Source organism: Streptomyces sp. NPDC047042 (genome assembly GCF_040644035.1).
In the GTDB taxonomy this organism is placed as follows: domain Bacteria; phylum Actinomycetota; class Actinomycetes; order Streptomycetales; family Streptomycetaceae; genus Streptomyces.
Genome location: NZ_JBEYVP010000038.1, coordinates 57,387 through 76,814, shown reverse-complemented (window position 1 = coordinate 76,814; position 19,428 = coordinate 57,387). Strand labels below are relative to the sequence as shown.

At 70.3% G+C, this 19,428-nt stretch carries 15 protein-coding genes; 9 read left to right on the top strand and 6 right to left on the bottom strand.

Annotated features, from left to right (window positions below; genetic code table 11):
• The first annotated feature begins 34 nt into the window (after positions 1-34).
• The gene (gene iolD, locus ABZ855_RS36490) at positions 35-1,933 is read left to right on the top strand and encodes a 3D-(3,5/4)-trihydroxycyclohexane-1,2-dione acylhydrolase (decyclizing) (protein ID WP_360814293.1); all 1,899 of its coding nucleotides are present in this window, start codon (positions 35-37) and stop codon (positions 1,931-1,933) included.
• 14 nt (positions 1,934-1,947) lie between these two features.
• On the top strand, positions 1,948-3,450 hold the full coding sequence (mmsA, locus tag ABZ855_RS36485; RefSeq protein WP_360814291.1) for a CoA-acylating methylmalonate-semialdehyde dehydrogenase: 1,503 nt from the start codon (positions 1,948-1,950) through the stop codon (positions 3,448-3,450).
• Between the two features lie 70 nt (positions 3,451-3,520).
• Here mmsA and ABZ855_RS36480 read toward each other — a convergent pair whose 3' ends face one another.
• The gene (locus tag ABZ855_RS36480) at positions 3,521-4,297 is read right to left on the bottom strand and encodes a polysaccharide deacetylase family protein (protein WP_360814289.1); all 777 of its coding nucleotides are present in this window, start codon (positions 4,295-4,297) and stop codon (positions 3,521-3,523) included.
• Positions 4,298-4,492: 195 nt separating this feature from the next.
• On the opposite strand from ABZ855_RS36480, the gene ABZ855_RS36475 reads away from it, so the two are divergent.
• From ABZ855_RS36475 to ABZ855_RS36460, 4 genes are all read left to right on the top strand, one after another.
• On the top strand, positions 4,493-7,159 hold the full coding sequence (locus ABZ855_RS36475) for an alpha/beta fold hydrolase (RefSeq protein ID WP_360814287.1): 2,667 nt from the start codon (positions 4,493-4,495) through the stop codon (positions 7,157-7,159).
• Positions 7,156-8,037 carry an ABC transporter permease gene (locus ABZ855_RS36470; protein WP_360814285.1) on the top strand — a complete coding sequence of 294 codons (882 nt, stop codon included), beginning with the start codon at positions 7,156-7,158 and terminating at the stop codon, positions 8,035-8,037. Before ABZ855_RS36475 ends, ABZ855_RS36470 begins: the two co-directional genes overlap by 4 nt.
• A 157-nt stretch (positions 8,038-8,194) precedes the next feature.
• Positions 8,195-9,799, top strand: a complete 1,605-nt coding sequence (locus ABZ855_RS36465; protein ID WP_360814283.1) for a von Willebrand factor type A domain-containing protein — start codon at positions 8,195-8,197, stop codon at positions 9,797-9,799.
• Between the two features lie 179 nt (positions 9,800-9,978).
• Positions 9,979-11,925, top strand: a complete 1,947-nt coding sequence (locus ABZ855_RS36460) for an AMP-dependent synthetase/ligase (RefSeq protein WP_360814281.1) — start codon at positions 9,979-9,981, stop codon at positions 11,923-11,925.
• 64 nt (positions 11,926-11,989) lie between these two features.
• On the opposite strand, the gene ABZ855_RS36455 is transcribed toward ABZ855_RS36460, so the two are convergent.
• The 3 genes from ABZ855_RS36455 to ABZ855_RS36445 form a co-directional block, all read right to left on the bottom strand.
• On the bottom strand, positions 11,990-12,397 hold the full coding sequence (locus ABZ855_RS36455) for a rodlin (protein ID WP_360814279.1): 408 nt from the start codon (positions 12,395-12,397) through the stop codon (positions 11,990-11,992).
• A gap of 122 nt (positions 12,398-12,519) precedes the next feature.
• A complete protein-coding gene (locus ABZ855_RS36450; RefSeq protein WP_360814277.1) occupies positions 12,520-13,590 on the bottom strand; it encodes an LCP family protein in 1,071 nt (356 codons plus the stop codon).
• 113 nt (positions 13,591-13,703) lie between these two features.
• On the bottom strand, positions 13,704-14,102 hold the full coding sequence (locus tag ABZ855_RS36445; RefSeq protein WP_360814275.1) for a rodlin: 399 nt from the start codon (positions 14,100-14,102) through the stop codon (positions 13,704-13,706).
• Positions 14,103-14,363: 261 nt separating this feature from the next.
• Between ABZ855_RS36445 and ABZ855_RS36440 the strand changes: the two genes are divergently transcribed.
• The 3 genes from ABZ855_RS36440 to ABZ855_RS36430 all read left to right on the top strand — a co-directional run bounded on the left by ABZ855_RS36440 (position 14,364) and on the right by ABZ855_RS36430 (position 16,459).
• Positions 14,364-14,762: a rodlin gene (locus ABZ855_RS36440; protein WP_360814273.1), complete on the top strand. Its 399-nt coding sequence runs from the start codon at positions 14,364-14,366 to the stop codon at positions 14,760-14,762.
• A 268-nt stretch (positions 14,763-15,030) separates the two neighbouring features.
• Positions 15,031-15,258 carry a chaplin ChpD gene (chpD, locus tag ABZ855_RS36435; protein ID WP_360814362.1) on the top strand — a complete coding sequence of 76 codons (228 nt, stop codon included), beginning with the start codon at positions 15,031-15,033 and terminating at the stop codon, positions 15,256-15,258.
• Between the two features lie 103 nt (positions 15,259-15,361).
• Complete coding sequence (locus ABZ855_RS36430) at positions 15,362-16,459, top strand: LPXTG cell wall anchor domain-containing protein (protein WP_360814271.1); 1,098 nt, start codon at positions 15,362-15,364, stop codon at positions 16,457-16,459.
• A gap of 123 nt (positions 16,460-16,582) precedes the next feature.
• Here the strand turns inward: ABZ855_RS36430 and ABZ855_RS36425 are convergent, their stop codons facing one another.
• Positions 16,583-17,869: an NAD(P)-binding domain-containing protein gene (locus tag ABZ855_RS36425; protein WP_360814269.1), complete on the bottom strand. Its 1,287-nt coding sequence runs from the start codon at positions 17,867-17,869 to the stop codon at positions 16,583-16,585.
• The gene (locus ABZ855_RS36420) at positions 17,869-19,221 is read right to left on the bottom strand and encodes an ATP-grasp domain-containing protein (protein ID WP_360814267.1); all 1,353 of its coding nucleotides are present in this window, start codon (positions 19,219-19,221) and stop codon (positions 17,869-17,871) included. The genes ABZ855_RS36425 and ABZ855_RS36420 overlap by 1 nt, the downstream gene beginning before the upstream one ends.
• Positions 19,222-19,428: the final 207 nt, after the last annotated feature.

The window sequence follows — 19,428 nt, the reverse complement described above, 5'->3', positions numbered from 1 at the left end:
ACTTGACCCACGTACACCGGACGGGGGAACACCGATGACCCCGCCGGTCTCCGCCTCCACCACGAGACTCACGGTCGCGCAGGCCCTCGTACGCTTCCTGGCCGCCCAGTACAGCGAGCGGGACGGCGTCCGCCGTCGCCTGATCGAGGCCACCTGGGGCATCTTCGGCCATGGGAACGTCGCCGGGCTCGGCCAGGCGCTCGTCGAGTACGCGGACGACATGCCGTTCCACCAGGGCCGCAACGAACAGTCCATGGTGCACGCGGCAGTCGGCTTCGCCCGTCAGTCCAACCGCCTCTCCACCCACGCCGTGACGACGTCGATCGGCCCGGGCGCGACCAACCTCGTCACCGGTGCCGCGCTCGCCACGATCAACCATCTCCCGGTCCTGCTCCTCCCCGGCGACATCTTCGCGACGCGCCCGGCGGACCCGGTCCTCCAGCAGCTCGAAGTCCCGTACGCCGGTGATGTGTCCGTCAACGACTGTCTGCGCCCGGTGTCGAGGTACTTCGACCGGGTCACGCGCCCCGAGGCGCTGATCCCGGCGGCGCTGCAGGCGATGCGGGTGCTCACCGACCCCGTCGAGACCGGTGCCGTAACTCTCGCTCTCCCGCAGGACGTTCAGGCCGAGGCGTACGACTGGCCGGACGAGTTCTTCGCCGAGCGCGTGTGGCACGTACGCCGCCCGGTCGCCGACCCCGCCGAACTGACGGAAGCGGTACGGCTGATCCGTACCGCCCGCCGGCCCCTGATCGTCGCGGGCGGCGGAGTCCACCACAGCCGGGCCGAGGAGGCGCTGGCCGAGTTCGCCTCGGCGACCGGCATCCCCGTCGCCTCCACCCAGGCCGGCAAGGGCTCCCTGCGCCACGACCACCCCCAGGACGTGGGCGGCATCGGCCACACGGGAACGGCGACGGCCGACGAACTCGCGCGCCTCGCAGACCTGGTGATCGGCGTCGGCACCCGCTATACGGACTTCACCACGGCCTCGAACACCCTGTTCGCGGCGCCGGACGTCCGCTTCCTGAACCTCAACATCGCCCCGTACGACGGCCACAAGCTGTCCGCCTCCCCGCTGATCGCGGACGCCCGCAGCGCCCTGCGGCAGCTGACGGAGGCACTGGCGCTCCACGGCCACCGGGTCCCGGACACCTACGCGTCCGAATACACCGAGGACAAGGAACGCTGGGAACAGCGCGTCGACGCCGCCTACGAGGCCGAGGAACCGGACGTACGTCCGACACAGCCGCAGGTGCTGGGCGCACTGGACGCGATCGCCGACGAGTCGGACGTCATCATCAACGCGGCGGGTTCGCTCCCCGGCGACCTGCACAAGCTGTGGCGCGCCCGGTCGTACGACCAGTACCACCTCGAATACGGCTATTCCTGCATGGGATACGAGATACCGGCCGCGATCGGTGTGAAACTGGCGGCGCCCGAGCGTCCCGTATGGGCGCTGGTGGGCGACGGCACGTATCTGATGATGCCGACGGAGATCGTGACGGCCGTACAGGAGGGGATCGCGATCAAGCTCCTCCTGATCCAGAACCACGGCTACGCGTCCATCGGCGGTCTGTCGGAGTCGGTGGGCGGCGAGCGCTTCGGCACCGCCTACCGCTACCAGGCGGACGACGGTACGTACACGGGTGCTCCGCTGCCCGTGGACCTGGCCGCCAACGTGGCGAGCCTGGGCATGCGCGTCCTGCGCGCGAAGACGGTACGGGAGCTGCGGGCCGCGCTCGCCGAGGCCCGTGCCGCCGACACTCCCACTTGTGTCTACGTCGAGACGGAAACGGCAGACACAGTGTCGGGCGCGCCTCCGGCGCAGGCCTGGTGGGATGTTCCTGTGGCCGAGACCGCGACCCGCCCGTCTGCGGTCAAGGCCCGTGAGCTGTACGAACGGCACGTCTCTACCCGACGCCGCCATCTGTGAAGGAGAAACTGGGCATGACGAAGATCGTCAACCACTGGATCGGCGGCAAGACCGTCGAGGGCGCGTCGGGCACGTACGGGCCGGTCACCGACCCCGCGACCGGCGCGGTCACCACCAACGTCGCCTTCGCGACCGTCGACGAGGTCGACGCCGCTGTGGCGGCCGCCAAGGACGCGTACGCGACCTGGGGCAAGTCCTCGCTCGCGAAGAGGAGCACCATCCTCTTCAAGTTCCGCGCGCTGCTGGACGCCAACCGCGACGCGATCGCCGAGCTGATCACGGCCGAGCACGGCAAGGTGCACAGCGACGCGCTGGGCGAGGTCGCCCGAGGCCTGGAGATCGTCGAGCTGGCGTGTGGCATCACCGTGCAGCTGAAGGGCGAGCTGTCGACGGAGGTGGCGAGCCGCGTGGACGTCTCCTCCATCCGCCAGCCGCTCGGCGTCGTAGCGGGCATCACGCCGTTCAACTTCCCGGCGATGGTGCCGATGTGGATGTTCCCCATCGCCATCGCGTGCGGCAACACCTTCGTGCTGAAGCCGTCCGAGAAGGACCCGTCGGCCGCGATGAAGCTCGCCGAACTGCTGGCCGAGGCGGGCCTGCCCGACGGCGTCTTCAACGTCGTCCACGGCGACAAGGTGGCCGTCGACCGCCTCCTGGAGCACCCGGACGTCAAGGCCGTCTCCTTCGTCGGCTCGACCCCGATCGCCCGCTACATCCACACCACGGCCTCGGCGAACGGCAAGCGCGTCCAGGCGCTCGGCGGCGCCAAGAACCACATGCTGGTCCTCCCGGACGCGGACCTGGACGCGGCGGCCGACGCCGCAGTCTCCGCCGCCTACGGCTCGGCGGGCGAGCGCTGCATGGCGATCTCGGCGGTCGTGGCGGTGGGCGCGATCGGCGACGAGCTCGTGGAGAAGATCCGCGAGCGCGCCGAGAAGATCAAGATCGGCCCCGGCAACGACCCCACCTCCGAGATGGGCCCGCTGATCACCGCCGCACACCGCGACAAGGTGGCCTCGTACGTCACCGGCGCGGCGGCGGAAGGCTCCGAGGTGATCCTCGACGGCAGCGGCTTCACGGTCGATGGCTTCGAGGACGGCCACTGGATCGGCATCTCCCTCCTCGACAAGGTCCCGACGACGGCCAAGGCCTACCAGGACGAGATCTTCGGCCCGGTCCTGACGGTCCTGCGCGTGGACACGTACGAGGAGGGCCTGGCCCTCATCAACGCCTCCCCCTTCGGCAACGGCACCGCGATCTTCACCCGCGACGGCGGCGCCGCCCGCCGCTTCCAGCTCGAGGTCGAGGCCGGCATGGTCGGCGTCAACGTCCCGATCCCGGTCCCGGTGGGCTACCACTCCTTCGGCGGCTGGAAGGACTCCCTCTTCGGAGACCACCACATCTACGGCAACGACGGCACCCACTTCTACACCCGGGGCAAGGTCGTCACGACCCGCTGGCCGGACCCGGCGGACGGCCCGTCAGCAGTGGACCTGGGCTTCCCGCGCAACCACTGAGCAACCCGCAGAAATGCCCGCTGACCGGGATTTTCCTGGTCGGTGGGCAGCTGCGTTCCGGGGCAGGCGGTCACCTGTAGATCTTGCCGGGCTCGGCCTTGGCCGGAGCGAGGAGCTGGGTGACGGTCACGAAGGTGTAGCCCTGCTCGCTGAGCGCCTTCAGGATGGCGGGCATGGCGGGCACGGTGCCTTTGTGCAGCGGGTGGAGCAGGATGATTCCGTCGCGGCCGGCGCCATCGAGGACGCGCTGGGTGATCAGCGCGGAGTCATCCGTCTCGTAGTCCTTCGCAGTCACCGTCCACAGGACCTGCGCCAAGCCCAGCTCCTTGGCGATCTTGGATACGCGGTCGTCGGTGGCACCCCCGGGCGGACGCATCAGCGTCGGCTTACTGCCGGTGAGGTCGGTGATCGCCCGTTCCGTGCGCTCCAGCTCGACTCGGATCCGCGCATCGGAGACATCCTTCAGCACGGGGTGCGTCCAGGTGTGGTTCCCGATCTCATGACCGTCCACGGCGATCCGCCGCACCACGTCCGGGAACTTGTGGATGCGCCGGCCCTCGAGAAAGAACGTCGACGGCGCCTTGTACTCCTTCAAAAGGTCCAGCAGCCGGAGGACGGGTTCACCCGGGTTGCCGTCGAAGGTGAGCGCGATGCACTTCGCCTTCTCACAGTCCACCTGCCCCGACGGGACGCCTGCTCCGGACGCGGCCCGGTCGCGTTCCGCGCGCGGGGAAAGCGTCTCCATCCTGTACGCCTGGATGACCATGACGACGGTCACCATCACAGCCACCGGCACGAGCAGGGTCAGGAGTATGAGCAGGCGAGTCCGTCTCTTCAGGAATTTCACAGCCGAGGAGAGGATCTTCAGTGCCGGAGGGGTTGCCTGGCCGCCTCGATTGTGAGGCGGCACACGTGAGATCCCCAAGGGCCCGTTCGTACCACGGCTGGAGTACGTCGGCCCCCTGCCGTACGCCCGCAGGATGGCGGGAGGTTCCGACCGGTGGTTGGCCCGGATGTCAGTGGTGGCCCGTACCGTTGACGCATGGATCTTCGAATGCCCGGACTGCGGGGAGCGCGGCCCCGGCGGCCACGACGGCTGATCGCCGTCGTGGCCGCCGCCGTCGTCCTCCTCGCCGGCGCCGGTACGTGGACGGCCGTCGCCTCGGACGACGCGCCCGCGGTGCACCGCGCCGACCGGGTCATGGATGTCGGAGGCGGGGTGCGTATCGACACCTCGTACTTCACGGCGGGGCCGGACACGTCCCGCCGCCCCGCCGTCCTGCTCGCGCACGGCTTCGGCGGCAGCAAGGACGACATGCGCGCCCAGGCCCAGGACCTCGCCCGCGACGGCTACGCGGTACTGACCTGGTCCGCCCGGGGCTTCGGCCGCTCGACCGGGAAGATCGGGCTGAACGACCCGAAGGCCGAGGTCGCCGACGTCTCGAAGCTGATCGACTGGCTCGCGAAGCGCCCCGAGGTCCAGCTCGACAAGAGCGGCGACCCGCGCGTGGGCATGGCCGGCGGAAGCTACGGCGGCGCCATCTCCCTGCTCGCCGCCGGGTACGACGACCGGGTCGACGCCATCGCGCCCGCCATCACCTACTGGAACCTCGCGGACGCCCTCTTCCCGAACGGCGTCTTCAAGAAGCAGTGGGCCGGCATCTTCATCAACACCGGCGGCGGCTGCGAGAAGTTCGAGGCCACGCTCTGCCGGATGTACGACCGGGTCGCCGAGGCCGGCAAACCGGACGCGGCGGCCACCGAACTCCTCACCGAACGCTCGCCCTCCGCCGTCGGCGACCGCATCAAGGTCCCCACTCTGCTGATCCAGGGCCAGACCGACTCTCTCTTTCCCCTCGGCCAGGCCGACGCCGCCGCGAAGGCGATCCGCGCCAATGGCGCCCCCGTGGACGTCGACTGGATCGCGGGCGGCCATGATGGCGGCGACCTGGAGACCAGCCGCGTCGAGTCCCGGGTCACCTCCTGGTTCGACCGGTATCTGAAGGGCGACAAGGGCACCGACACCGGCCCCGCCTTCCGCGTCACCCGCACCGGGGGCATCGACTCCACCGACGGCGCGGCGACCCTGCGCGGCGCCACCTCGGCCACGTACCCGGGCCTGGAGAGTGGACAGCGCGCGTACCCCCTGACCGGCAAGGAACAGACGTTCGACAACCCCGCCGGCGCGGCACCCCCCTCCGTCTCCTCCCTGCCCGGCCTCGGCGCGGCGGGCGGCCTCTCCCAGCTCTCCTCTCTCGGAGTCGGCCTCTCCCTCGACTTCCCCGGCCAGAACGCCCGCTTCGAATCGGCGCCCGTCACCGACGACGTACGCATCACCGGTTCCCCCACGGTCACCGTCCACGTCAAGTCGACCAGCGAGGACGCCGTCCTCTTCGCCAAGGTGTACGACGTCTCCGCAGGCGGCAGGCAGCAGGTGCTGCCCGGCCAGCTCGTCACCCCCCTCCGGGTCGAGGGCGCCAAGCAGGGCAAGGACGTCACGATCACCCTCCCGGCCATCGACCACGAGGTCGAACAGGGCCACCGCCTGCGCCTGGTCCTCGCCTCCACGGACCTCGGCTACGCATCACCGGCCGCCCCCGCCACGTACACCGTCTCCGTAAAGAGCGACCTGAGGATCCCCACCGCCCCCGGCGTCACCACGGCCTCGGCCGGGCTGCCCGCCTGGGTGTGGTGGCTGCCCCTCGCGGGCGCCGCGATCGCCCTCGCCCTGCTCCTCTCGGGGCGTCGGCGTACGGCGGCACCCTCCGCCCCGGACCCCGACCTCGCCGAAGTCCCCCTCCAGATCACCGACTTGAGCAAGCGGTACGCCAAGTCGGCGGACCGGTACGCCGTACGGGACCTGTCGTTCCGCGTCGAGAAGGGCCAGGTCCTCGGACTCCTCGGCCCCAACGGCGCCGGCAAGACCACCACCCTGCGCATGCTGATGGGCCTCATCAAGCCGGACGGCGGCGAGATCCGCGTCTTCGGGCACGCCATCCGCCCCGGCGCCCCCGTCCTCTCCCGCGTCGGCGCCTTCGTCGAGGGCGCCGGCTTCCTCCCGCACCTCTCCGGCCGCGAGAACCTGGAGCTGTACTGGCAGGCCACCGGCCGCCCGGTCGAGGACGCCCACATGGAGGAGGCCCTGGAGATCGCGGGCCTCGGCGACGCCCTCGCGCGCGCTGTCCGCACGTACTCCCAGGGCATGCGCCAGCGCCTCGCCATCGCCCAGGCCATGCTCGGCCTGCCCGACCTCCTCATCCTCGACGAACCGACCAACGGCCTCGACCCGCCCCAGATCCGCGAGATGCGCGAGGTGATGATCCGGTACGCGGAGGCCGGCCGCACGGTCATCGTCTCCAGCCATCTGCTGGCCGAGGTCGAGCAGTCCTGCACCCACCTCGTCGTCATGGACCGCGGCAAGCTGGTCCAGGCGGGCCCGGTCAGCGAGATCATCGGCTCCGGCGACACCCTGCTCGTCGGCACCGCCGGCCCCGTGGAGGAGCCGGTCGTCGAGAAGGTCGCCGCCCTGCCGGGCATCGTCTCCGCCGTACGGACCGACGACGGCCTCCTGGTCCGCCTCGCCCCCGAGGACGGCAGCGCCCAGCGCCTGGTCGTCGAACTCGTCCGCCTCGAAGTACCCGTGGAGTCCGTGGGCCCCCACCGCCGCCTCGAGGACGCCTTCCTCACCCTGATCGGAGGCTCCGCATGAGCACGACGAACACGCCGAGCGCGCTCGTGGAGCGGGCCGAGACAGCCGACGGCTACCGAGCCCGGCGGACGCTCCCCCTGCGCGTCGAGCTGGTCCGCCAGCTCAAGCGCCGCCGTACGCTCGTCATGGGCGGCATCCTCGCCGCGCTGCCGTTCATCCTCGTCGCCGCGTTCGCGATCGGCGGCGAGCCCGGCGGCCGCAACGGCCAGGTCACCCTGATGGACACGGCCACCGCGTCCGGCGCCAACTTCGTCGCCGTCAACCTCTTCGTCTCCGCGGGCTTCCTGCTCGTCATCCCCGTGGCCCTGTTCTGCGGGGACACGGTCGCCTCGGAGGCGAGCTGGTCCTCCCTGCGCTATCTGCTCGCGGCCCCCGTGCCACGCGCCCGCCTCCTGTGGTCCAAGCTCGCCGTCGCCCTCGGCATGAGCCTCGGCGCGATGATCCTGCTGCCGGTGGTGGCGCTCGCGGTCGGCACGGCGGCCTATGGCTGGGGACCGCTGGAGATCCCCACCGGCGGCTCGCTCGCCGCGGGCACGGCGGCGCAGCGCCTCGTGGTGGTCGTGGGATACCTGTTCGTGTCCCAACTGGTCACCGCAGGGCTGGCGTTCTGGCTGTCGACGAAGACGGACGCACCCCTGGGGGCGGTCGGCGGTGCGGTCGGCCTGACCATCGTGGGCAACGTCCTGGACGCCGTGACGGCTCTCGGCGACTGGCGCGACTTCCTGCCGGCGCACTGGCAGTTCGCCTGGGCCGACGCCATCCAGCCCCGCCCGGAGTGGGGCGGCATGATCCAGGGCACAGCCGTGTCGATAACGTACGCCCTCATCCTGTTCGCCCTGGCCTTCCGGGGTTTCGCCCGCAAGGACGTCGTCTCCTAGGTCACCGGAGGATCACCTACCGGTCTCGACGGCCGCCTCTCGTGGCCACTTCGAGATTCATCCGCAACACCCCGTACCGCACATTCCGGCCCCCTCCGCCGTCACAGTCACAGGAGTTGGCGTCGCCAGACGTCAACGGACGGAGGGGGCACGGAAGATGGAGCGAACCCGGATCCACCGAACACGACGACGCCTGCGCGGCACCCTGGTCGCACTCACGGCAGCGAGCGGTCTCCTGCTCGCAGGATGCAGCGGCGACAGCGGTGACAGCAGCGGGAGCAGCAAGGCGGACGGCCTGCAGAACTCAGGCGGCGGCTCGGGTTACGCACCCGGCCCCGCACCCGCGCCCGCGCCCGCCGACGGCGACGGCTCCGGCGAACAACGGGACGGCAACCGGAGCGAAGGCGAACAGGACGACACGGAAGGCGAGTTCGCCCCGTCCCCCGACTACCTCTCCACCTTCGCCCTGGACGTGGACACCGCCTCGTACGGCTACGCGCGCCGCACCCTCGCCGACGGCCACCGCCCGGACCCCTCGACGGTCCGCCCGGAGGAGTTCGTCAACAGCTTCCGTCAGGACTACGAACGCCCCGACGGCAACGGCTTCTCGGTCACCGTCGACGGCGCCCGCACCGACCGCGAGAACTGGTCCCTGGTCCGCGTGGGCCTCGCCACCCGCACCGCCGAACAGAAGGGCGAACGCCCACCGGCCGCCCTCACCTTCGTCATCGACATCTCGGGCTCCATGGCCGAACCCGGCCGCCTCGACCTCGCCAAGGACTCCCTCGGCGTGATGACCGACCGACTGCGCGACGACGACTCGGTGGCGATCGTCACCTTCAGCGACGAGGCCGAGACCGTCCTGCCGATGACCCGCCTCGACGACCACCGCGACCGCGTCCACCATGCCATCGACGCCCTGGAACCCACCGAGTCGACCAACCTCGGCGCAGGCGTACGCACCGGCTACGCCACCGCCGTCGAAGGCCTGCGCGAGGGCGCCACCAACCGGGTAGTCCTGGTCTCGGACGCGCTGGCCAACACGGGCGACACCGACGCCGACTCGATCCTCGACCGCATCTCCGACGCCCGCCGCGAACACGGCATCACCCTCTTCGGCGTCGGCGTCGGCAGCGACTACGGCGACGCCCTGATGGAGAACCTCGCCGACAAGGGCGACGGCAACACCACCTACGTCTCGAACGAGACCGACGCCCGCAAGGTGTTCTGCGAGCAGCTCCCGCGCAACCTCGACCTCACGGCCCGTGACGCGAAGGCCCAGGTCGCCTTCGACCCGGAGACCGTCGCCGAGTTCCGCCTGATCGGCTACGACAACCGCCGGGTGGCCGACGACGACTTCCGCAACGACCGGGTGGACGGGGGAGAGGTGGGCCCCGGCCACACGGTCACCGCCCTGTACGCGGTCCGCACCAAACAGTCCACCTCGGGCCACCTGGCAACGGCGACGGTCCGCTGGCTGGACCCCGAAACCCGCGAACCACACGAGGAATCAGGCCAGTTGGAGTCAAGCGCGGTGGCCAAGCCACTCTGGGACGCTGCACCCCGCCTCCAGGTAACCGCAGTGGCCGCCTACTTCGCCGACGCCCTACGCAGGGGCGACAGTGACTGGACCAACTTGCCGGGCGCCCCCACCCTCAACGAACTGGCCAACAAGGCAGAAGACCTGGCCGACACCACAGAGGACAAGGCAGTAACCCAACTGGCAGAGGCAATAACCCAGGCAAGCAGCTACAACGACTGACGGCCACATCGAAACCGACGCTGCGATCAACAGGGGCTGTTTTAGGGGCGCGGGGAACTGCGCGACCAGCCCCCACCGCCCCGCACCCAACAAACGCGCGACCCATTGAACTTCCGCTACGCGCCGGTAATTTGACTAGGGATCAGTAGCACGACCAGGCCACCCGGGAGCGAGGCGTCATGGGCGTACACAAGGATCTGAAGCAGGCAAAGCGTCGCACCGATCTGGCGGCCCGCCACCAAATCAAGCTGATCCGCGACGAGCACACCGGCACTGTCCGCGAGGCCCGCGCCGCGTCCCTGGCGCCGAGCCCCACCACGGGCAGCATCGCGGACCTGCCCTACACCAACGCGGCCGAGGCCCCCGACGCCGTGATCCTGCGCCGCCGCGCGGACGACGGCACCTGGAGCCCGGTCACCGCGTCCGCGTTCGCCGCCGAAGTCACCGCCGTCGCCAAGGGGTTGATGGCGGCCGGCCTCGAACAGGGCGGCCGGGTCGCCGTGATGTCCCGTACCCGCTACGAGTGGACGGTCCTGGACTTCGCGATCTGGGCGGCCGGCGGCCAGACCGTCCCCGTCTACGCGACCTCGTCGGCGGCCCAAGTCGACTGGATAGTAAGGGACTCGGGGGTCCACCTGGTGGTCACGGAAACGCCGGACAACACGGCCACCGTCACCGCCGGCACGGCCGCCCACCCACAACCCCCGCGCGTCCTCACCCTGGATGACAACGCGATAGTCGAACTCATCGACCTGGGCCGGGAGTTGGTGGACGAGGAGGTGACCAAGCGGCGCGCCACCCTCACCCCCGAGACCACCGCGACGATCTGCTACACCTCGGGCACCACCGGACAGCCGAAGGGCTGCGTCCTCACCCACGCCAACCTGCACGCCGAGGCCGCGAACGTCGTAGAGCTGCTGCACCCGATCTTCAAGGAGGTCACCGGTCAGACCGCCTCGACCCTCCTCTTCCTGCCCCTCGCCCACATCATGGGCCGGGCCCTTCAGATCGGCTGTCTGATGGCCCGTATCGAGATCGGCCACTTCCCCAGCATCAAGCCCGACGAACTCCGCCCGGTACTCAAGGAGTTCAGGCCGACCTTCCTGGTCGGCGTCCCGTACCTCTTCGAGCGGATCCACGCCGCCGGCCGCGCGACCGCCGAGAAGATGGGCCGCGCCGCCTCCTTCGACCGCGCCCACCGCATCGGCGTCCGCTTCGCCGAGGCCTACCTCGAGAAGTTCCTCGCCACCGGCGCCCCAGGCGCGAGCGCCGCCAAGGGCCCCGGCCCCGCCCTCTACGCCGCCTGGGCGCTGTACGACCTGCTCGTGTACCGCCGTATCCGCAACGAACTGGGCGGGCGCATGCGGTACGCGATCAGCGGCGGCTCCCCGCTCGACCGCGACCTCAGCCTCTTCTTCTACGCCGCCGGAATCATCGTCTACGAGGGCTACGGCCTGACCGAGACGACCTCCGCCGCCACCATCGTCCCGCCGCTGGCCCCGCGCCCCGGCACGGTCGGCCTGCCCGTCCCCGGCACCGCCGTCCGGATCGCCGACGACGGGGAGGTCCTCCTCAAGGGCGCGGTCGTCTTCGGCGGCTACTGGAACAACCCGGAGGCGACCGACGCGGTACTGACCGACGACTGGTTCGCGACCGGCGACCTCGGCGCCCTCGACGACGACGGCTACCTCACCATCACCGGCCGCAAGAAGGACATCATCGTCACGTCCGGCGGCAAGAACGTGGCCCCGGCCGTCCTGGAGGACCGGCTGCGCAGCCGGGCGCCGATCGGCCAGTGCATGGTCGTCGGCGACAACCGCCCCTTCGTCGCCGCCCTGATCACCCTCGCCCCCGATTCCGTCGCCCACTGGCTGTCGGTCCGGGGGATGCCGGCCGACACCCCGATGTCCGATGTGATCCGGGACCCCCGGATGCGTGCCGACGTCCAGCGGGCCGTGGACCATGCCAACGCGGCGGTCTCCCGGGCCGAGTCGATCCGCGCCTTCACCCTGGTCGAGGGCGAGTTCACCGAGGACAACGGCCAGCTGACCCCGTCCCTCAAGGTCAAGCGGCACGCGGTGACGGCGGCGTACGGCGAGGAGATCGAGGCGATCTACCGCACGTGACATGCGAAACGGCGGGTCACCGGAGGAACCGGTGACCCGCCGTCGCGGTACGTCAGAGTGTGGCTCAGCCGTTGCCGACGCCGTTGCCCGCGAGGACCGAGATGTCGTCCAGGATGTGCGACAGCGGCTCGTCGCCCTTCGCCTGGGTGCTGTTCTCGACACACTGCTGGTTCTGCGGGGAGGACAGGACGTTGATGTCCTGGACGTTGATCGGGACAGCGCCGACAAGGCCCTGCACGTTCAGCTTGGCGGGCAGGCCCACACACGGCTTGTTCAGTGAACCCTGGACCAGCGAGAGCTGCGGGCTCATGTCGCCGAACGTGGCCGAGTTGCCGAACTCCTGCGAGGCGTGGTTGCCGCTGAACGACGTGGTGCCGCTGTCGTCACCGATGGCAAGCGCCTGGGGGGCAGCCGCAGCCGCGATACCGGCGACGGAGGCGGCGACAGCCGCAGTTGCCCACAGCTTCTTCATGTGTTCATTCCCTTCGAAAAGCACTCCGGTGAGGAGCTGCGTGATCGTCAACGGTGTCGCCCCGGCCGGGGTTGCGCTGAATGCCCCGTTCGGCCCAGTGGTTGAGGTGTACGAGCGCAGAATTACGGGCATCCCAGCCGGTTACCGCGCACCGGCACGTCCTTCCCGAACACCGGCGGGTCGCCGGGCTTGGGGTCCGACCCCGCCGCGATCAGCGGCCGGTCCTCGCCCACCTTGGTGAACATCGCCTTGGCCTTCTTGGCGTCCCAGCGCAGAGTCGAACCGATGCCCGTCTTCGGCGGGTTGAACCCGGCGATCGGTACGGTGGCGAACTCCGTCCGCGTGACCGGCACCTTGCTCAGCGCCGAGGCGAGAGAGACCAGCGCCTTCACGCCGTCCTTCCCGAAGCCCTGCTGGACCTTGGCCGGACCGAGCAGTGTCCTGGCCACCCGGCCCATGGCCACCGGGTCGCCGAGCACCTTCTGGGCGGTCAGCTGCTCGAGCGCCGAGACCAGGAACCGCTGCTGCCGCTGGATCCGCCCGAGGTCGGCGCTGGTGTCGACATGCCGTGAGCGGACGTACTGCAGGGACTGCCCGCCCTTGAGCAGATGCCGCCCCGGCGCCAGGTTCAGCTTGGTCTTGGAGTCCTTGAGCCGCCGCTTCGTGCACACCTCGACCCCGCCGACCTGGTCGACGGCGTCGATGAACCGCCGGAAGTCGAGCTGGAGGTACTGCTCGACACTCACCCCGGTCACCGCCTCCACCGTCCGCTCGACAAGCGCCGCACCGCCCTCCGCGTACGCGCCGTTGAGCTTCGCGGCGTGCGCCGGGCGCAGCTTCGCGGACGGGGTGGGTCTGTACGCCGGAATGGTGGCGAGGGAGTCGCGCGGCAGGCCGATCACGCTGACGCGGTCGCGCTTGGCGGACACATGGACGAGCATCATCACGTCCGCGCAGTTGCAGGGAATGCCGCCCGCGTGGAACTTGCGGCGCTCCTTCTCGGTGATGGTGCTGCGGCCGTCCGTGCCCAGCAGCAGGATGTCGGTGCCCTTGGTGGGTGCGGAGCCGCCCGTGGGTCTCAGCGGCGGCTCCTGGGGCACGCCGCAGCCGATCGCGGTCGTCGCGCACAGCAGCACGATCCCGCTCAGCCGGGCAAGGCGGGAATACCGGAACAAAGGGTGTCTCGTCGTCACCCGACGCAACGTAGGCCAGCGGGCCGCCGAGAATTCGGCGGCCCGCTGGTGAAGGCTCGAAGAGAGCCCGGACGTACGACCGGCTCAGCTTGGCCGGTGGTGCTGCGAAGCGGTCAGTGGTTGCCCGCGCCGTTGCCCGCGAGGACCGAGATGTCGTCCAGGATGTGCGACAGCGGCTCGTCGCCCTTGGCCTGGGTGGAGTTCTCGACACACTGCTGGTTCTGCGGGGAGGACAGGACGTTGATGTCCTGGACGTTGATCGGGACAGCGCCGAGCAGGCCCTGCACGTTCCCCTTGACCGGCAGGCCGATGCACGGCTTGTTCAGCGAGCCCTGGATGAGGGCCATCTGCGGGCTCATGTCGCCGTACGTGGCCGAGTTGCCGAACGACTGGTGCGCGCCGTTGCCGCTGAACGAGGTGGTGCCGTGGTCGTTGCCGATGGCCATGGCGGGGGAGGCGACTCCTGCGACGGAGGCGGCGACCGCGGCGGATGCCAGAACCTTCTTGATCACTTGTCAGTCCTTATTTCTGTCGAAACCCCGTCCACCGGAGCGCACTGGTCAACTGCCCCCGGGCCCGGTTGGTTGCTCCTCTTCACTCCGATGGCCCAGTGAAAAGGGCGACCGCGGTGTGGGTGGAAGTCCGGCGAATCCGTGAATTCCGCGGGGGTCGGCAACCTGATCGGGTGAAGTGTCGCAACCAAACTCCACAGAGCTGGTTGATGCGGTGGCAGGAGCGTGCGTCTTGGTGATGCACCCAGGAAAGGAACTCAAATGCTGAAGAAGGCAATGGCCGCCGCGGCTGTCGCTGCGTCCGTCGTTGGTGTCGCGTCGCCGGCCATGGCCATTGGGGACGACAACGGCACCACATCGTTCAGCGGCAACGGTGCCCACTCGGCGTTCGGCAACTCGATCACCAAGGGGAACATGAGCCCGCAGGCCACCCTGGTCCAGGGCTCCCTCAACAAGCTCTGCGTCGGCCTGCCGGTCAAGGGGAACGTGCAGTCCATCCTCGGCGCTGTCCCGATCGACGTCCAGGACATCAACGTCCTGTCCTCCCCGCAGAACCAGCAGTGCGCCGAGAACAGCACCCAGGCCAAGGGCGACGAGCCGCTGTCGCACATCCTGGACGACATCTCGGTCCTCGCGGGCAACGGCGTCGGCAACGGCTGACCGTACGAGCAGCTCGGACAGCCCCCGCACCCACGGTGCGGGGGCTGCTCGGGTTTTCTGTGTCCCCGATTGTCTTCCCCCTTATGGGTGATCTGTGTTTCCGGTCGATTCGGGGCGTTCGAGTGAATTACCCGTAGGGCCGCGTTCCGTAGTTTCTTCGGCTGTCTATTCCTCGTTTTACAACTGCCGGTCATGGTGCGAGCCGTTCATGTTGCGCTCGCTCGGCCTTCGGCCGATACAGGGCATGACCGCAGAGAAGGGAAACTTCATGAAGAAGAGCGTTGCTGTCATCGCCGGCGCGATCATGGCGCTCGGAATGGCCGCCCCGGCCTTCGCGGACGCCGAGGCCGAGGGCGTCGCCGTCGGCTCCCCGGGTGTGCTCTCCGGCAACGTCGTCCAGGTTCCCGTCCACATTCCGATCAACGTGTGCGGTAACTCGATCAACGTCATCGCGCTGCTGAACCCGGCGTTCGGCAACACCTGCGTCAACGACTGAGGTAGTCGCACCAGCCGTTCGGCGGGTGTCTGGGCCGGTCTTGGAGACCTTCAGGTGCCAAGGCCGGCTTTTTCTCACCTCCACGATTAGAAAGATAATCGGAATGCGACGACAGACTCTGAGCAGGGGGATAGTCGTGGCGGCCGCCGCGACGAGTCTCCTGTCCCTGTACGGCATCAGCGCCCTCGCGGACGCGGCCGGAGCCACCAGGAGCTCGCCGGGCGCGGTATCGGCCGCCACAGCGCACGCACCGGCGCACGCGCCGGGCCCAAAGGGAACCCCGCACGACGACCCCGGCCATGGCCATGAGCACGGCCACGGCCAAGGCAACGACCACGAAGGCAACAACGGCTACGGCGACGAGGGCAACAACGGCTACGGCTACGGCGACGAGGGCAACAGCGGTTACGGCGACTCGGACCCCCCTGGCGCCGGCTACGGGGACACCCCGCCGACGAAGCCGCCGACGAAGCCTCCGACGAAGCCGCCGACCAAGCCGCCGACGAAGCCCCCGACCAAGCCTCCGACTAAGCCCCCGACCAAGCCTCCGACGAAGCCGCCGACCAAGCCTCCGACGAAGCCCCCGACCAAGCCTCCGACCAAGCCTCCGACGAAGCCGCCGACCAAGCCGCCAACCAAGCCCCCGACCAAGCCCCCCACCAAGCCGCCGACCAAGCCCCCCACCAAGCCCCCCACCAAGCCGCCGACCAAGCCTCCGACTAAGCCTCCGACTAAGCCCCCGACCAAGCCGCCGACGAAGCCTCCGACTAAGCCCCCGACCAAGCCCCCGACCAAGCCGCCGACGAAGCCGCCGACCAAGCCTCCGACCAAGCCTCCGACGAAGCCGCCAACCAAGCCTCCGACGAAGCCGCCAACCAAGCCCCCGACGAAGCCGCCCACGAAGCCTCCGACGAAGCCGCCAACCAAGCCTCCGACGAAGCCGCCAACCAAGCCCCCGACGAAGCCGCCCACGAAGCCCCCGACGAAGCCCCCGACGAAACCCCCCACCAAACCCCCGACAACGACCGCGCCCCCGCCCATCCACCCGCCCGTCCACCCGCCCGCGAAGCCGCCGCATCTGCCGTCGACCGGTAGTAGCGAGGAGTTGTTCGCGGCCTCTGCTGTCAGCGTGGTGATGATCGCCGGTGGCGTCGTCCTGTACCGGCGTGGTCGCCGCGGGCAGCCCGGCGCCCACGAGTGAGGCACGGGTAGCGCTCCAAGGAAACGAGCCACGCGCCCCGCAAGGGGCGCGTGGCTCGTTCCTCAGGGGCGCGGGGAACTGCGCGACCAGCCCCCACCGGCCCGCAGCGAACAAACCGCCAACTCAGCGAAGCGCCCCCGCTTCGCGCCGCCTGGGCGCAGGCACCACCACCGCCTCGCCGCCCGCTCTCGCCCCCGCCCGCAGCCGACGCCGTACGCCCCGCACGAGCGTCTCCGCCGTGAACGTCGCGCCGTGCACGAAGCGCATCGCCGGGCCGAAGCCGGACGCCGTCACCAGTCCGGCCAGGAACAGGCCGGGGTACGTGGACTCGAAGTGCCGTCCGACCGCAGGCGAACCGTCCCCCAACGCGCCCAGACGACTGCCGAGTTGGGGGTCGAGGAGACTCAGGCGGTCACAGGTCGCCCTGAACCCCGTCGCCGCGATGACGTGCTCGGTCTCCAGGGAGCGCCGCTCGCCGACCCGGGTGACCGTGTCCAGCCGTACGCGTACGCCTCCATTGCCGCCACCACCTCCCCCCAACTCCCGTGCATCGGTGACCTCTTGGCCCAGAAGCACCTCCACCGCCGGTTCCACGCGGTCGCGTACCCACCAGGCGCCCGCCGGGCCCAGGGCGGTGGCGGCGATCCGGGCGCGGGTCGGTTCCGGGAGGCGGTGGAAGAGGCCGGGGCGTTCCGAGTAGAACCAGTTGCGCCAGCCGCAGCCCAGACCGCTGTGCGGGGCGCGGGCCGAGCGCCACCAGGGACGCTCCCACGGCGGCGGCACGTCGTTCCAGTTCAGCTGCTCCGCGCGGGCCAACACCCGCACCGCGCTGCCCTGTTCGGCGAGCAGGGCAGCCGTTTCCAGGGCTGCCTGGCCGCCGCCGATCACCGTGACGTCCTTGCCGCGGAAACGGTCGAGGTCGCCGTGGTGGCTGCTGTGCGAGACCAGGTCGGGGCCGAGGCCGCGCAGCGCGGCGGGGATCTCGACGAAGGGGAGCACACCGACGGCCAGGGCGACGGTCCGGGCGCGTACCGTCTCGCCGTCCTCCGTCACCGCCTCGAAGCCCCCGGCGACGGGCGTCACCCGCGTCACCATGCGCTCGTCGACCTCGGGCACGGCGTTGCGGGCGAACCACTGGCCGTAGGAGGCGAACATCTCCAGCGGGATCGGCCTGCCGTGCCGGGCCTCGACACCCTGGCCCGCGCAGTACGTGTCCAGGCGCCAGCGGCCGTCGGGGTCGGACAGGTTCGACGCCCAGGGTTCCGACTTGAGGTACATGCCCTTGGGCATGTGGTCGCGCCAGGAGGCCATGGGCCGGCCCAGGACGCGCAGCCGGAGCCCGGCGCCGGCGGCGTGGGAGGCGATGGACAGGCCGTAGGGGCCCGCGCCCACCACCAGCAGGTCGTACATCAGCAGCTGTTCGCTTTCTCGTCGTCGGTGAGTGAGTTGTCGATCTCGGGCGGGAGGGATCCCGTCGCCTGCCGCACCACGCGCGCCTGGGCACCGGCCTGTTCGACCCGCTCGGTCCGTTCGGTCCGTTCGGTCCGTTCGGCCCGTTCGCTCCGTTCGGGCCGTACGCACATTCGGCGCAGCCGGGTCGGCAGGCGGCGGGCGGCGTGCCGGGCCCACAGGGCCCACATCGTCCAGCCGGGAACGAGGTCGTCGGGGGCGTGCCAGGCCAGTTCGCGGCCGGCCGGCGCCGGGCGCAGTGCGCTGAGCGGTGCGTAGTTCTCGACCACGAACGCCCGCCCGGGCCGGTGCGCCCCCTCCGGCAGCGGACGGTGGGTCAGGTCGAGGTGCTGGGCGCGTACGACATCCAGCCCGGCGGTGTCGGTGAAGAGCCGGAACTGGGCGCCGGGGCGCGGGTTGAAGTCGAGCAGGTGGTAGGCGCCGGTGGTGGCGCAGCGGCGGAAGTCGAGGTCGAAGATCCCCCGGTAGCCCAGTTCGCCGACGAGGAGTTCGGCGAGCGCGCGCACCGGCGCGTTGGGCGTCCAGTGGCCCACGGCGGTGAGTCCGGCGCCGCGCGGCCAGGCGTGGAGTTTGCGGCCGGGGCCGCCGCCGCGCACGGTCCCGGTGCGGTCGGCGTACCCGTGGCAGAACCAGTCGAGGTCGGGTCCGGGCGGCAGGAACGCCTGGAGGAGCAGCCGGCTGCCCGCCTCCTCCGTGCGCAGGAACAGCTCCCTGGCCTGGCGCGCCGAGCGTACGACGACCGTGCTGCGCAGGTCGCTGTTCGTCGGGAGCAGCCAGGGCCGGCTCCATTTCGCCACCGTCGGCAGGCCCAGTCGCCAGGCCGCGGCGGCGGCCTCGGTCGCGCTGTCCGGGATCAGGGTCAGCGGGTGCGGGATGCCCACGGTCGCGCAGACGGCGGCCAGTTCGGCCTTGTCGGCCACCCGTTCGGCCAGCGCGCCGGGCTGCTGAGGCAGCAGATAGGCGGGCGCCAGCTCGGCCCGGGCCCCGGCCACGGCGACGGCGCTCGCGTCGTCCAGCGGGATCAGTACGGCGGGCCGCGCGACCTGGGCGGCAACCCGCAGCAGGGCGCGGGCGATGTCGGCGGGGGCGGCGCCCGGCAGCGGTGGCGGATGGAGTTGGCGTACGAACCGGGATCTGCGTACGGGACTTCCGGCGACGTCGGCGACCAGGTGGACGTCGACGCCCGCCCGGCCGAGTGAGCGTACGGCGCCCAGGGTTCCGTGGTGAAAGGGATTTCGGTCGGTCCGCACGAGGACGGCGGGGACGCGGGTGTCGAGCAGTGACGCGGACATGTGTTTTTCGGGTTTCCTTCGGGTCGGTTCACTCGTGCGGGCGAGTGTTAATACTCGAAAGTCCTAAGCGCGGTGGCGGTATTCATACTCATATGACTGAGTGTCAGTAGGTGGAAAAGCAGGACGACAACAGGCAGTGCGACAACAGGCAGTGCGAGAACAAGCAGTGTGAGAACAGGGAGTACGCGCGTGGAGGAAGGAGCAGGC